This is a genomic window from Candidatus Electronema sp. JC (assembly GCF_048287365.2).
Classification (GTDB): domain Bacteria; phylum Desulfobacterota; class Desulfobulbia; order Desulfobulbales; family Desulfobulbaceae; genus Electronema.
Genome location: NZ_JBLWEM020000052.1, coordinates 62004 through 75139, shown reverse-complemented (window position 1 = coordinate 75139; position 13136 = coordinate 62004). Strand labels below are relative to the sequence as shown.

Genomic DNA, 13136 nt, shown 5'->3' with positions numbered 1-13136 from the left:
GAGGATCCACCCGTTCCCATTCCGAACACGGAAGTTAAGCTCTCCAGCGCCGATGGTACTGCACGGGAAGCTGTGCGGGAGAGTAGGCCGCTGCCGAATCCTTGTTCAAGCCGTTCATCACAGCCCTCGCAGGCTGCGGTGGACGGCTTTTTTGCGTTCTGTAGAGGCTCCTCCGGCCTTGCGCCGCAGACGGTCATCGGGTATATAAGGACGTGGGCGGCCCCGCCCTTATTCCATTGCCCAACAAACGGAGACCTGTCCTGATGAAATACTCCCGCGTCTGCCTGCACAGCTTCGGCTACGAACTGCCGCCCAACGTGGTCACGTCCGCTGACCTTGAGCAGCAGCTTGCGCCGGTCTATGAACGCCTGAAACTGCCTGAAGGCCGCCTTGAACTGATGAGCGGCATCCGCAGCCGCCGCTTCTGGGACGCAGGCGCCAAGCCCAGCGCGGGCGCGGTGTTGGCAGGCCGGAAGGCGCTGCTGGCCGCCGGGCTTGCGCCGGAGGACGTGGACTTTCTCGTCTTCACCTCCGTGAGCCGGGACATGCTGGAACCGGCCACCGCCTCCTTTGTCCATCGCAGTCTTGGCCTGCCAGAACGCTGCCAGATATTCGACATTTCCAACGCCTGCCTTGGTTTTCTCAACGGCATGGTGGTGCTGGCGAATATGATCGAGCTGGGCCAAGTGCGCTGCGGCTTAGTTGTGGCCAGCGAGACCGCCGAGGAGCTGATCCGCTCCACTGTGCAGCAGCTCTTGAGCGAAGAGACACTGACCCGCAAGACGATCAAACCTGCCTTCGCCTCGCTGACCATTGGCTCCGGGGCCGTGGCTCTGGTGATGACCGACCGAAAGACGCACGACAGCGGCCACCGGCTGATCGGCGGTGCCTGCCGGGCCAACACCAAGCACAACGATCTCTGCCAAGGCGGCCAGAACAGCGAGCAGGAGACGTTGATGTCCACCGACTCCGAGCTGCTGCTGGAAAAAGGCATAGAGACTGCCAAGATGTGCTGGCAGAGCTTTCTGGAGGCGACCGGCTGGGACAAGGACAGCATCCGCCGCTTCTTCTGTCATCAAGTCGGGCAGGCGCACGCGCGGCTGCTCTTCGCCGCCTTGGAGATTGATTCTGCCCGCAATTTTGAGACCTTGGATGTGCTGGGCAACGTCGGCTCCGTCTCCGCGCCGATCACTATGGCGATTGGGATTGAAAAGGGCAGGCTGAAGCAAGGCCAGCGGGCTGCGCTGCTCGGCATCGGCTCTGGCATCAACTCGGTGATGCTGGGGATGGAGTGGTGATGCCCGTCTTAGCCGAATATCCATTCACGCCGCAGTCCTTCCGCACCGCTGACGGCCACAGCCTATCCTACCTCGACGAGGGCAGCGGCCCGGCAGTGGTCATGGCGCATGGCAACCCGTCCTGGTCCTACCTCTACCGGAATTTGACCGCCGCGCTCAAGGGGGAACACCGCTGCATTGCGCCTGACCATCTTGGCTGCGGGCTGTCCGATAAGCCGCAGAACTGGCCGTACCGTCTCGGCAATCACATTGCCAATTTCACCGCCCTGCTTGATCATCTGCGCATTGAACGCTGTGTGCTGGTTGTGCATGACTGGGGCGGGGCGATTGGCATGGGCTGGGCGGGGCAGCATCCTGAGCGTGTTGCCGGGCTGGTGGTGCTGAACACCGCCGCCTTTCATTCTCCGCTGATTCCCTTGCGGATCGCTGTCTGCCGCTGGCCGCTGCTGGGCGCGCTGCTGGTGCGCGGGCTGAACGGTTTCGCCTGGCCAGCAACCTTCATGGCTGTGCGGAAGACAATGCGGCCAGAGGTCAAGGCAGGCTTTCTGCATCCATACAACAGCTGGGCGAACCGCGTGGCTGTCCATCGTTTTGTGCGCGACATCCCCTTGCAGCCCAGTCATCCCTCGTGGAACACGCTGACCAAAGTGGAGCAGTCTTTAGAGCGGCTGCGGGACAAACCCATGCTCATCTGCTGGGGCGGGCGTGACTTCTGCTTCAACGACCACTATTACGAGGAATGGCGGCGGCGTTTCCCTGCCGCGCAGAGCCATTATTTCCCCGATGCCGGGCACTACGTGCTGGAGGATGCGCTGCCGGAGATTTTGGCAATTCTGCCTGACTTTCTGAGGCATTACAGCCAAAAATAAACAAACAGCCCGGCGTTGACCAGCAGGGCGGCGACTCTGATCCGTCTGTTCCACGCGCGGCTGTCGGCTTGATCCACAATGTCCTGTATGATCTGGCTGGCCTGCTGCTGCACAGCGATGAACGAAGGGAACTCCAAACGGCCAGTCGGCTTGATAAACAGGCGGCCATCCTTGCTGAGAGCAAGTCTGCCTTGAGCGATGACACGGTCTCCGTGCGAGATGTACTGCTCAACCAGATGATATGTTGTATATTTGCTGTCAGCCTTCTCCTGCGCTTCACGGGGGCAGCTTGAACTGCTTTTTTCATTCCTGCGCACAGCCATTCTCGTTTTGCTGAAGTCGTCAACATAGACATGCACCCGGACGTTTCTGTCTGTCATCCACAGCACATCTGCTGACCGCTCCTGAAAGATCTCCTTGCGGTTGGTCTCCATGCCGCTGCCCGGCTTCTTCTGTTTGGTCTGCCATTCCGCAATGACCGAAGCTGTGTAGAAAGAGCATTCGCTGCCGCTTAAAGGCAGACGCAATGTCTTCTCCTCCTCAACTCTTCCTTTGAATCGGACATAGCAGTCTATGTTGTCCTGACTGAACGGAGCCGGATTGTCAGCCATCCATGCCCGTTTTTTATACACGGCAATTTTCTTTTTCTGCCAGCAGGCCAGAGCCAGCAGCACCGCAGGCAGAACATAGAGAAAGACCATCCGCAGTGCCTCGCGGCCAGCAGGGCTGGGCCAGCTTTTCGTCGGCATGCAAAAACGCTGCGCCGCCGCCGTCAGGATAAGCAGCGCCATGCTGATCAAAATATTTCCAGCCATCGCTCCAGCCTCCTCCGGCCTTCAGCCGTTGTTATTATTATTGTTGCCGTTATTGTTATTGTTGTTATTATTGTTGTTATTGCAGCCGTCTCCTCCGCCATAGTCGTCATCATAGCCCTGCTCTTCCGCTGCGGGGCCAAGATAATAGAGCGGATCCAGCCTGCTGATCCGTTCGCCGTCAAAGCGCAGGTAGTCGGCGGTGTTCGTGCCGGGCAGCTGTTTTGCCGCGCTGAGGCCGTCTGCGGTGAAAAGATACAGCGTCCGGCCTCGGAAGAGCAGATAGGGATATTGGCCAGCATGAGCGGAGAAATGCCGCTGCGCCAGCGACCGGGCTGTCACTTTGTCGTTGATGCCCGTCAGCATCAGATAGGAATCCAGTTTTTTTTCCAGAGCAGTGTCGCGTTTGATGGCAGGCGAAGCTGATGTGCTGTCTATGTTCATGACGGCTCCTTCAGACAGAGGGAAGATGCTGATGCGGGGAAATGCGCAATTGATCAGCCAGCATAAGCTGGCCAGTCAATTGTGTCAAGAACAGAAACGAACGGCTGGGACAGATGCAAGTCTTTTCCGTGCACGGATGCGACTCCGAAGCATCTATGCGCGCTGCTGCTCAGTATTGCGGGCGGCTGACACATTCGTGCTTCCTTGGAATGCCTCTGCTCTTCTTGCCGCCAGTGATTTTAATCATTTGACCGGCATCGCAGCGGCCATCATTCTCCACATACACAATTTGATTGTAGGACAGCGTGCGGCTCGCAGGCATTTCTCGCAGCACTTTGTTCTGACTGTCCTGCTGGCAGCCAGCAAGAAACATGGTGCTGGAAAGCGTGACGGCTGCTGCTGTGTTCAGCAATCGGCTCATGATGATTCCCCGGTCAGTTTCTCAGTGACAGATGCAGGACTGCGCCAATAGAACTCCATGTTGTGCTGACGAAAAAAAACAAAAATCTGCGTATACCTTTCCTCATAATCTGTGGCTTCAATAAAAGGATATTTCTATGCTTCAACTGAAAATGATCGAACTCTTCAAGGAAGGTTGTCATGAGGATGCACGAATAATCGCGGCATTGATGTTCGGCTCATTTGCTATCGGAGAGGGTGACGAGTTCTCTGATATCGAATTCGCAGTGTTCATCCAGGATGACCATTTTGAAAATTTCGATCAGCGCTCGTGGCTTAATGCCGTAAGTCCGGTTGCTGCTTACTTTCCGGACGACTTCGGCCACCACACCGCACTTTTTGAAAACGGCATTCGCGGTGAATTCCATTTCATGCGAAAATCGGACATACCGGTCATTTCCACTTGGCAAGGCTATGGGTGGTTTCCCTCGCTTGAGGCGGCTGTTTTGTTGGACCGATCAGGAGAGTTGTCAAGGTACGCAAGCGCTCTCGTGGGCGGTCCCCCGATACGTGAAGGCGCGCCGCTGGTGGAAGGGCTTGTGTTGAACCTCATCAGCCTGATGCTCTTTGGGGCCAATCTTTTAAATCGGGGAGAGTACGCTCGCGCCTGGGCTTTGCTCAGCAAAGCACATGAAAACCTACTCAAGCTGGTTCGACTCCACGAAGGGGCAACAGACCACTGGCCGACACCTTCACGCGCGCTCGAAAAGGATATCTCGGAGGACTCGTATAATCGCTATCTGGCATGCACAAGCAGTGCAGAACCAAGAGCACTATGTGCAGCCTATCATCAAACGTGGACGTGGAGTCTCGAATTGTTCAAGAGCGTGACAGAACCTCTGAATATCGAGCTTCCGAGAACTGTAATTGCGCAGGCAAAAAGGTTGCTCAATGAGTCTGCGACGCCGCACAACAAGTAAATCCAGCGGACGCATAAAAACGCGCCGCTGATTTTGACGTTCTGAAAAGGCAGGTTGATCGCCTGAATATGATAGAAGGCGTTCTTTCTCTGCTTGGCGTAATGATGCTCGCGCAATGCTTTGGTGGTGAGGAAGAGATTGTTGCGCACGCCGTCGAGATAAAACGGCGCATGGCTGATCAGCAGCTGCGAGATGTCGAGCAGCAGATGTTTGCCTTCCTGCTTGGCAGCGGCAAAAAAGGCGTTTCTGTAGAGCGAGTAGTCAAAAATATGCTCCTGCTTGGTACGCTGCTCGTCGCCATAAACCACAGCGGTGTCGCGCAGCAGCATCAGATGGAGATAATTGCTGATTTCGTCGTCGCAGGCCAAGCTGAACAGGTCTTCACGCACACCGAGCAGCACCGTGCTGGCCGCATCCAGCACCTCGATCTCGGCCATGTTTTTCAGCACCGCCGAGCGGAGCTGGTAGTCGGTGCCGTTGATCCTAAGAAAAAACAGCTCGTTGCTGTACACGGCTTGCAGGCCGGGATCACGGTGAATGAGTTCCGCGAGCCGGTTTGCATCTGTGAACAGTTCCGGCGTAATCACCCGCGTTTTTTCCGCATAGGCCGCGCCGCGCAGCCGCTTTAAGTTGTTACTGAGAAAGAACTTCCGCGCATAGGCAGCGACCTGATCAGCGGGAAACGGCGGCCAGCGTTCAGGTGCGTCTTGATAGAGCTGCTTCTGGAGGAGGCACGTGTAACTTCGTTTCAAACCAGCAGCTTGCCGGACAAAGGTGCAGCCGAGATTGCAGTGCGGCAGCCACGGGCACACCGCGCATTCGTCATCAATTTCAAGTAGATTCTCGTTGCGCTCAATCGCGCTCCAGCCGTTGCTGAGGATGGCCTCCACGCCGTCGCTGAAGAGATTGCCGAAACGATATGCAGGCGAGGACTGGCCGCGCGGGCATGAGAAGACCTCGCCATCTGCTTGCAGCAGGAAGAATTTGTTGCCACAGTTGAAGGAGGAGCAGCAGTATTCTGGGGTAAATTCTTTGAACCACTCCGTGCGGAAGGCGTTCTCTAAGGGACTGCCAAGGAATTCTTGCTGTACCGCTTGATAGAACTGCACCTGCTCGGCCTCAGTGAGCATTTTCGTGCCAGCTTCCTGCTGACAAAACGCAGCCTGGTTTTCGATGGAATCAAATCCGAACATAACATTGAATCGGCTCATGTCCAAGCCAATCTCATAGTGGAGATATTTTATGTCAGCGATGAACTCATCTACAGCTTCCAGATGGGCTCTGGTGACAACACAAGAGATCTTCTTGTTAGCAGGATAGGCGGCCAGCAGCTTAAGGTTCTCGGTGATCCGAGCCAAAGTGCTGCGGCCCTGCTTGTCGCGTCGGAACTGCCCGTGTAAACGCAAGGGCAAGTCCACGCTGCCGCTAATCGAGACTCGGTGTTTCGCCAACACCTCTGCGTGCTGATTAAAATTGAGAAGGTTGGTCTTGATATGCAAGGGATTGACGCGGAAGCCTTGCGCCTTGATCGCCTCGCCATAATCGGCGTAATGCCGGGCGGCAATGCCGAAGAGCTGGTCTAATACGCTGGAGGAGAGCGTGGTCACTTCTCCGCCATGAAAGGAAAGATTGTAGGGCAGACAGCCCTGCGCCAGCAGCTGCTCCAGCGCGGTGTGCAGCGTCGCCAGCACCTTGCCCGGCTCCGGCCTGGCAGTCGTGAGCGTGCCCAAGTAGCAGTAACGGCAGCGCATGTTGCAGAACTTCGTCGGAACGTAGAGCAGATGAATGGCTTTAGTGAACTGCATGATGTCCTCCGGCATGATCAGGACAAAGAAGAGATCATTTTGGTGAGGCCGCCTCTTTCAGCGGCCCGCACTGTTCAATTCAACTTTCCATGAACAGGGAAATGCAGGCGGCTATGAACAGCGTCAGGGCGATGAAGCCGTTCATGACGAAAAAAGACATCTCTATGCGTGAAAGATCACGTGGATTGACGATAAGATGCTGATAAAAAAGAGCCGCGCCAGTGAGCGCTATGCCGATGTGATAGACGAAGTTCAGCCCTTGCAGCCAGCCGGTCAGGGTGAAGAGCAGAAAGGCGAAAACATGAAAGAGAATGGCCAGCCGGAAGGCGTTTTTCCGTCCCAGCTTGGCGGGCATGGAATGCAGTCCGGCCTGACGGTCAAAATCCGCGTCCTGCGAGGCGTAGATGATGTCAAAGCCGCTCACCCAAAAAAGCACTCCCAGCGACAGTGCCCAAGGATAGCCGCTCAGGCTGCCAGCTGCGGCGGCCCAGCCGCCCAAAGGTGAAAAGGCCAGAGCCACGCCGAGCACGACGTGACAGAGCCAAGTGAAGCGTTTGGTCAGGGAATAAAAAAAAGTCAGGGCGAGGGCGAAGGGCGCGATGGCCAGGCAGAGCGGATTGAGCATGGCGCAGGCGAAAAAAAAGAGCGCGGACGCGGCGGCGGTCAGCAGCCAGGACTCCTTCAGCGAGACAGTTCCGGCAGGAATGGCCCGGTTTTTGGTGCGGGGATTGGCCGCGTCAAAGCGGCGGTCGGCGATGCGGTTGAAGGTCATCGCCGCTGTCCGCGCTCCGATCATGGCGATGATCACCCAGAAAAAAATCTGCGGCGGCGGGATGCTCCGTTCAGCAAGAAAAGCGCCCAGCAGGGCGAAGGGCAGGGCGAAGACCGTATGCTTGAATTTGATCATTTCAAGCAGGGCGGCGGTTTTTTTCAGCATGGCGTGATAGCGGCGCGGAGGAACAGAAAAGGGAAATGTACCGCAGGAGGGGAGCAAAAACAAGGGAATTGACGGAGGAGACGGGTGAAACCATCTCCTCGCAAGGCGGGATCAGTAATACAGCGTCACGCTGGAGGGATGAGTGCCCCTCTTCGCATACACTTCCATCGTCGGAATGTCGCGGTTGTTGCCGCTGTAACGGCCGCCGGGCTGATATTTTCTGAAATCGCTGGGATTGCCGTTCATCGCCATTTTGGCGGAGTCAGGAACCGCCAGCTCGTTGCCGTCGCTCCAGACCAGCAGCAGTTTTCTGCCGTACTGCGGGCCAAGTTTCGGAAAGACGATCTTGTGCTGCATGATTTTGTCGCAGTGCATGATCTGACCGCTGTCGGCGATGGTCAGGCTGTTGGCGAAGCCGCGCGACTGAGCGGAGTCGGAGAAGGCCGCGCCGCTGGTGGTCGCATGGGCGGGCAGCGCGCCGATTTCGGCAAAGGGCGGTGTCCATTTTTCCGGCAGCAGCGAGCAGCCGGCCAAGGCGGCGGCTCCGGCGGCAAGTTTCCGCAGCGCGGCGCGGCGGTCAAGATTGTCCGGGGCAAAATGATCAGGAGCAGAAGAGTTGTCTGGTGCGTGCTGGTCGTTCGCGTGCATTGTCCTCGTGAGCGATGAAAGGCGGGCAGCCGCCGGGGATAAAAAAGACGGAGGAAGCTCCGCCTTTGGTTGCTTTTTCAATTATACTGAAAATAGTTCCCGTTCTCAAATAAATTTGCAAATTCCCCAAGATCAGGCTGACATGCCATGTTCAGCCGCGCTGGCTGATCACTTTGGCCGGAATCCCGGCGGCGACCGCAAAGGGCGGAATATCTTTCGTCACCATCGCGTTGGCCCCGATCACCGCGCCGTCGCCGATCCGCACGCCGTCGTTGACCACCGCATGAGCACCGATCCAGACATCGCGGCCAATGACTATGCCGCCCCGGTCAACCAAGGGCTGCTCGGCAATCGGTCTGCTCGGATCGCTGAAGCCGTGCTGCACCCCGCCGATAAAACAATTGCCGCCGAAGAGGCAATGCTCGTCGACAATGAGCTTGGAGGCCGTGCCGAGATAGCAGAACGCGCCGATGCTCACGTTGTCAGCTAGCTGGATTTCGCCGCCGCGCGCCCGCACTTGACTGTAGCGGCCAATCAGCACATTGCTGCCAAGGCGGATGCTCTGCTCGGCCTCGCCCCGGAAGCTGAGGAAGACATAATCATCCAGCATCACGTTGTCGCCGAAAAAAATACGGTGTATGCCGCGCAGGGCGAGATGATGGCCGAAAACCGGATTCCTGCCTGCCGCGCCGAAGAGGGCCGGGTAAAAGATCCGCCGCAGGCCGAGGCCGAGCATTCCAGGCAGCGGGCCGAGCAGCAGGGTCAGCAGCTCATAGCGGAGCAGCTGGATCAGGCCGCGCTGGCCCATGACCGTGTCCTGATATTTTTGCAGAGCCGATTTCCGCTGATCCTCCATCACCTCGCGGAAGCGGTATTTGCCGTGGCCGCCGCTCATGCCTGCGGCTCCCCGGCCCGCAGCCGGGCTAAATGAACAAAGCCCCCGGCGATGCCGTAAAGGATGGTTTTCAAACGCATGAGCAGGGCGGTGGACAGCGCCAGGGCCGGGCTGAAGCCGAACAGCGGGAAAATCAGGGCGTAGGCTGCCTCCATCAGGCCGATGCCGCCGATGGAGACCGGCAGGTTCATGATCAGCATCAGCGCGGGCACGGCCAGCAGCATGGCCGAAAAGCTCACCTCGGCGGAAAAGGCCAGCGCGCTCACCCAGACATTGACTACCGCAGTGAAATAAAAAAGCAAGGAAATGGCGAAAACCAGCAGCAGGCCCGCCGGACTGTCCTTGTAGCTGAACACCGCCTGCTGCATCCGACTGAGTTGCGCCAGCAGCTTCTCCGCTCCCGCCCAGCGGGGAGCCAGCAGACGGGAAAGCAGAGGCAGCAGACGGCGGTCGATGATCAGCCAGAAGGCCAGCAGGGTGACAGCGGCGATGAAGAGCAGGCTGGCGTTCAGCGCGGGCAGGTTATGATGCCGCAGCTCAAGCAGGACAGCTGCGGCTGAAAGCAGGGCGAGCATGACCATGCCGGAAAGCCGTTCCACCAGCACCGAGGCTGCCGCCTCGTATTTCTCCCCGGCATGGCGGCTCAGCTCCCAGATCCGCACCACGTCGCCGCCCATTGAGGTTGGGAGGAAGAGGTTGAAAAAACGCCCGATGAAATAAATGGCGGTCAGGCGGGAAAGGCTGACCTGAATGCCCTTGCAGCGGAGGAGCACCTGCCATTTCCACGAGCTGATCACGGTCATCAAAACCCCGCAGAGCAGGGAAAGGCTGCAATAGAGCCAGTCCACATGGCGGAGCGTGTCGAGCAGGCTGCTCCGCCCTGCCCCGCTGTGCAGCCCGGCAGTCCAGATGACGTAGAGCAGCAGCAGCAGGCTGACAGCGAATTTGAGCAAAAAAAACAGCCGCTTTTTGTTTCTTGCCGGAGGAGGCGGGACAGCGGCGTTCAGGCGTGGCAGGACGGCGCAGGTTGATTTGATTGGCATTCAGGATCAGGAAAAATACTTTTTCAGCATCGAGGCGGTGCGGCGGGCTTTCTCTTTTTCTGACGGCACAAGGCGGGCCAGCTCGGCTCTGGTCTCCGCCCGCGCCGCCCAGGCTTTTTTGAGCATCGCCGCCAGATAGTCGGCAGTCAGGCTGGAAAAGGGCACCTGCCATTTTTCCTGTCCCACAGTGCGGAGAAAGCCCGCGCTTTTCGGGTAGGAGGTGATGCCGACCATCGGCGTGTGCATGGCCGCGCAGAAAATCAGGGTGTGAGTGCGGAGGCCGGAATGCAGCTCCACCCGGCCCAGCAGGGCGGCAATTTCCTCATAGCGGTATTCGGTGTTGGCGATGATCCGCACCCGCTCCTGCCGGGCGATCTTCGCCACGCATTCGCGGGTTATCTGCAAGTCCATCACCTGAGTGACAAAAAAGATGACATCCACATCCAAATCGGCCATGGCTCGGTCAGCGGCCCCGGCAATGGCGGCGCAGAACTGCTCGCGGCTGAATGTGCCGCCTTTGCTCCAGTGGTCAATGTAGGCGTTGACGTTGAAGCCGACAGTGCCTTTGGGGTTGGTGAAAAGCCACTCCTTGGCGATGATCTCCCGCAGCCGGATTTCCGGCGGCGGCTCGGTGTTCAGGGCGCAGTCGGCATGAATGTGCAGCTCCGGGCAGCGCAGATGAAGGCGTTCAAAAATTTCCACAGTGGCCGCGTCGCGGGTGACAACTAAATCCGTCGCATCCAAGACCTTCTGCAAAGCCCTTTTTCCGACCGGATAGTCAATCGGCCCGACCGAGACATTGTAGAGGACTATGGGCACGCCCTTCTTCTTGCAGAACGGCGCGAACAGGGCTATTGAGGAAAGATTGTTGAAGAGCGGATTATAGAATTTGCGGTCAAAGAGGATGTTGTCGCAGATCAGGACCAGATCGGTGTCGGTCATGGCTTTGTACATCGGCCAGCCGAGATTTCTGATGCTGCCCTTCCACGGCATCAGGCTCACCGGTTTCAGATTATAAGCCGGGAAATGCTCGCGGAGAAACTGCGGCTTGGTGGTCGGCACAAGATATTCCGTTTCCGGCAGAACGTCAGAGACATCGCGGAGCAAGTTGCCAAGTATGGCCATGTCGCCAGCGTTGCGGCCGGAGTTGTTGCCCAGCACGGTGATTCGTCGCATGTTTTTTCCTTTTCAGCTGCGGTTGAGCCAGTCTTGCTCCCGGTACCAGAGCGCGGTTTCCCGCAGTCCGCTCTCGTTGCTGTGCCGCAGGCGGTAGCCCAGCACCGTGTTCAGCTTGGCGATGTTGAATTTGCGGTCTTTGGTGTAGAAGGCCACCCGACGGCGGTAGATCGGCGGCTGAAGGCCCAGCGGCGTGCAGACCGCCTTGCAGAGGTCGGCGGCAAGAAAAAAAGGCCAGATCGGCAGGCGGATGACCCGCATCTCCTTGCCCAAGGTCTGAGCGATGACCCGGCCCATGTCGATGATCGAAATCGGCTCGTCGTTGGCGGCGATGAAGACCTGCGAGAGTGCTTTGTCCGAAACAGCGGCCAGCAGAAAAATCTCGGTCAGGTCATCAACATGAATCAGATGGTAGATGCCCTTGCCTTTGCCGAGCATCAGCAGCCAGCCGCTGTTGGCCATTTTGAAAAATTTGAGCAGCCGCTGGTCGCCGGGGCCAAAAATTGGCGTGGGCCGGATGATGGTGTATGGAATGCCGCTGGCTGAAGCGAATTCGGCCAGCCACTGCTCGCCCTCCAGCTTGGTGCGCTGATAGCCGTCGCCGGGGCTGAACGGCGAATTCTCATCCGCCTTGCCGTCGCCGGGAATATGCCCGTGCACGCCCACTGTTGAGGCATGGACAAAGCGTTTGAAATCAGCTCTGCCTTTGACCGCCTCGGCCAGCAGCTGGGTGGAATGCAGATGCACCCGGCGGTAGCCCTCGTCCGTGCCTTTTTCCTCGCGGAAGGCGGCGGCCAGATGAAAAATATAGGCTGCGCCCTCTGCTGCCGCGCTGACCGTGGCCGGATCAAAGACCTCGCCTCGGAACCAGCGGATCGGCAGCCCGCTGAGGTCGCCAAGATCCGAGGAAGGGCGGGCGATGGCCTGAATCTCCGCTCCGGCGGCAGCCAGCTTGTGCGTCAGCACCCGGCCAGTGAAGCCAGTGGCCCCGGTGATCAAGACTTTCGCCCCCTTGAACTGCTCATGCACTGAATTGCTCACGTCTTTTCCTTATGTTGAACTGAAGAGGCGGCCCGGCGGACAGCGGCGTTGCGGCGCAGGCGGCGGAGCAGCTCCAGCAGCCCGGACCGCCTGCCGACGCTGCTGGCGGCGGCCTTGCCTTGCAGCAGGGCGCGGAGCAGCGCGTCCGGCTCCAGCTCCGCCGCCGCTGTCAGCCGGGAGCCGCAGCTGCCGAATTTGTCCTCCTCGCCGCTGAAGGGCAGCGGATCGGAGCCGCAGATCATTTGATATCCCAAACAGCGGGCCTTGCGGAGCAGCGGCGGCAGCGGCCAGCCTGCGGGCCGCAGGCTGACATCGCCGATGAGAAGATCTTGGCCGCTGAACTGCCGCAGCAGGCCGTCAATGACCCTGCCGCGCTGAAACAGCCATTTGCCCGGCGACCACGGCAGCACCGGCACGCCATTGCCCGCCCGGATGGATTTGATCAGCTCCGCCGCCGGGAGACCGTCGGCAAAAAGCGCGTCTGTACAAAGGGCAAGCACCTCAATCCGCTCTGCGGCGACAATCTGGCGGCCCGGCAGCAGACAGAGGCGGCTGCCGTCGCTGCCGCGCCGCAGGACAAGCTGGCGGCGGTCAGCAGCCTCAAGCGTGAAATCGCGCAGCAGGATGTCGCCGCACCGCAGCTGCTCATACACATGGCAGTCAGCCCGTTCCGCGAGAAAGCCTGCCCGGAGCGCGCCGCCGCCAAGCTGATCAAGCAGGCGGGAGAAGGCGCGGTCCAAGTCATAGCAGGGATAAAGATGCAGATGCGTGTCGGCCAGCAGGTCCATG

General features: G+C 58.6%; 13 protein-coding genes, 1 rRNA gene and 1 pseudogene. 4 read left to right on the top strand and 11 right to left on the bottom strand.

What is annotated here, in order from left to right:
- The 3 genes from rrf to ACNKH3_RS08485 form a co-directional block, all read left to right on the top strand.
- Nucleotides 1-99 (top strand): 5S ribosomal RNA (rrf, locus tag ACNKH3_RS08495); the annotation flags it as partial.
- Nucleotides 100-263: 164 nt separating this feature from the next.
- Nucleotides 264-1298 carry a 3-oxoacyl-ACP synthase III gene (locus ACNKH3_RS08490; protein WP_417916090.1) on the top strand — a complete coding sequence of 345 codons (1035 nt, stop codon included), beginning with the start codon at nt 264-266 and terminating at the stop codon, nt 1296-1298.
- Complete coding sequence (locus tag ACNKH3_RS08485; RefSeq protein ID WP_417916089.1) at nt 1298-2167, top strand: alpha/beta fold hydrolase; 870 nt, start codon at nt 1298-1300, stop codon at nt 2165-2167. The genes ACNKH3_RS08490 and ACNKH3_RS08485 overlap by 1 nt, the downstream gene beginning before the upstream one ends.
- Here ACNKH3_RS08485 and ACNKH3_RS08480 read toward each other — a convergent pair.
- The 3 genes from ACNKH3_RS08480 to ACNKH3_RS08470 all read right to left on the bottom strand — a co-directional run bounded on the left by ACNKH3_RS08480 (nt 2152) and on the right by ACNKH3_RS08470 (nt 3844).
- Nucleotides 2152-2982 carry a hypothetical protein gene (locus ACNKH3_RS08480; RefSeq protein WP_420208916.1) on the bottom strand — a complete coding sequence of 277 codons (831 nt, stop codon included), beginning with the start codon at nt 2980-2982 and terminating at the stop codon, nt 2152-2154. The genes ACNKH3_RS08485 and ACNKH3_RS08480 overlap by 16 nt on opposite strands.
- A 21-nt stretch (nt 2983-3003) precedes the next feature.
- The gene (locus ACNKH3_RS08475) at nt 3004-3423 is read right to left on the bottom strand and encodes a hypothetical protein (RefSeq protein ID WP_420208915.1); all 420 of its coding nucleotides are present in this window, start codon (nt 3421-3423) and stop codon (nt 3004-3006) included.
- 169 nt (nt 3424-3592) lie between these two features.
- Entirely contained in the window at nt 3593-3844 is a 252-nt protein-coding gene (locus tag ACNKH3_RS08470) for a DUF6719 family protein (RefSeq protein WP_420208914.1), read from the bottom strand.
- Between the two features lie 136 nt (nt 3845-3980).
- Here ACNKH3_RS08470 and lnu(F) point away from each other — a divergent pair, with 136 nt between their 5' ends.
- Nucleotides 3981-4802 (top strand): lincosamide nucleotidyltransferase Lnu(F), encoded by an 822-nt coding sequence (gene lnu(F), locus ACNKH3_RS08465; RefSeq protein ID WP_000939727.1) that lies wholly within the window; start codon nt 3981-3983, stop codon nt 4800-4802.
- Nucleotides 4803-5569: 767 nt separating this feature from the next.
- On the opposite strand, the pseudogene ACNKH3_RS08460 reads toward lnu(F), so the two are convergent.
- The 8 genes and pseudogenes from ACNKH3_RS08460 to ACNKH3_RS08425 all read right to left on the bottom strand — a co-directional run.
- Nucleotides 5570-5932 (bottom strand): annotated as a pseudogene (locus tag ACNKH3_RS08460) (SPASM domain-containing protein); the annotation flags it as partial.
- 754 nt (nt 5933-6686) lie between these two features.
- Nucleotides 6687-7544: a UbiA-like polyprenyltransferase gene (locus ACNKH3_RS08455; RefSeq protein WP_420208913.1), complete on the bottom strand. Its 858-nt coding sequence runs from the start codon at nt 7542-7544 to the stop codon at nt 6687-6689.
- 111 nt (nt 7545-7655) lie between these two features.
- Complete coding sequence (locus ACNKH3_RS08450; protein ID WP_420208912.1) at nt 7656-8192, bottom strand: hypothetical protein; 537 nt, start codon at nt 8190-8192, stop codon at nt 7656-7658.
- 151 nt (nt 8193-8343) lie between these two features.
- The gene (locus ACNKH3_RS08445) at nt 8344-9087 is read right to left on the bottom strand and encodes an acyltransferase (RefSeq protein WP_420208911.1); all 744 of its coding nucleotides are present in this window, start codon (nt 9085-9087) and stop codon (nt 8344-8346) included.
- The gene (locus ACNKH3_RS08440) at nt 9084-10130 is read right to left on the bottom strand and encodes a lysylphosphatidylglycerol synthase transmembrane domain-containing protein (RefSeq protein WP_420208910.1); all 1047 of its coding nucleotides are present in this window, start codon (nt 10128-10130) and stop codon (nt 9084-9086) included. Before ACNKH3_RS08440 ends, ACNKH3_RS08445 begins: the two co-directional genes overlap by 4 nt.
- A 6-nt stretch (nt 10131-10136) precedes the next feature.
- A complete protein-coding gene (locus ACNKH3_RS08435) occupies nt 10137-11306 on the bottom strand; it encodes a polysaccharide pyruvyl transferase family protein (RefSeq protein WP_420208909.1) in 1170 nt (389 codons plus the stop codon).
- Nucleotides 11307-11318: 12 nt separating this feature from the next.
- Nucleotides 11319-12347 (bottom strand): NAD-dependent epimerase/dehydratase family protein, encoded by a 1029-nt coding sequence (locus ACNKH3_RS08430; RefSeq protein WP_420208908.1) that lies wholly within the window; start codon nt 12345-12347, stop codon nt 11319-11321.
- Entirely contained in the window at nt 12344-13135 is a 792-nt protein-coding gene (locus tag ACNKH3_RS08425) for a hypothetical protein (protein ID WP_420208907.1), read from the bottom strand. The genes ACNKH3_RS08430 and ACNKH3_RS08425 overlap by 4 nt, the downstream gene beginning before the upstream one ends.
- Between the last annotated feature and the right edge of the window lies 1 nt (nt 13136).

Coding starts and splice junctions, on each gene's coding strand:
- ACNKH3_RS08440 (WP_420208910.1), bottom strand. CDS start 10,130: ATGCCAATCAAATCAACCTGCGCCGTCCTGCCACGCCTGAACGCCGCT.
- ACNKH3_RS08470 (WP_420208914.1), bottom strand. CDS start 3,844: ATGAGCCGATTGCTGAACACAGCAGCAGCCGTCACGCTTTCCAGCACC.
- ACNKH3_RS08425 (WP_420208907.1), bottom strand. CDS start 13,135: ATGGACCTGCTGGCCGACACGCATCTGCATCTTTATCCCTGCTATGAC.
- ACNKH3_RS08450 (WP_420208912.1), bottom strand. CDS start 8,192: ATGCACGCGAACGACCAGCACGCACCAGACAACTCTTCTGCTCCTGAT.
- ACNKH3_RS08445 (WP_420208911.1), bottom strand. CDS start 9,087: ATGAGCGGCGGCCACGGCAAATACCGCTTCCGCGAGGTGATGGAGGAT.
- ACNKH3_RS08485 (WP_417916089.1), top strand. CDS start 1,298: ATGCCCGTCTTAGCCGAATATCCATTCACGCCGCAGTCCTTCCGCACC.
- ACNKH3_RS08455 (WP_420208913.1), bottom strand. CDS start 7,544: ATGCTGAAAAAAACCGCCGCCCTGCTTGAAATGATCAAATTCAAGCAT.
- ACNKH3_RS08490 (WP_417916090.1), top strand. CDS start 264: ATGAAATACTCCCGCGTCTGCCTGCACAGCTTCGGCTACGAACTGCCG.
- ACNKH3_RS08480 (WP_420208916.1), bottom strand. CDS start 2,982: ATGGCTGGAAATATTTTGATCAGCATGGCGCTGCTTATCCTGACGGCG.
- ACNKH3_RS08435 (WP_420208909.1), bottom strand. CDS start 11,306: ATGCGACGAATCACCGTGCTGGGCAACAACTCCGGCCGCAACGCTGGC.
- ACNKH3_RS08475 (WP_420208915.1), bottom strand. CDS start 3,423: ATGAACATAGACAGCACATCAGCTTCGCCTGCCATCAAACGCGACACT.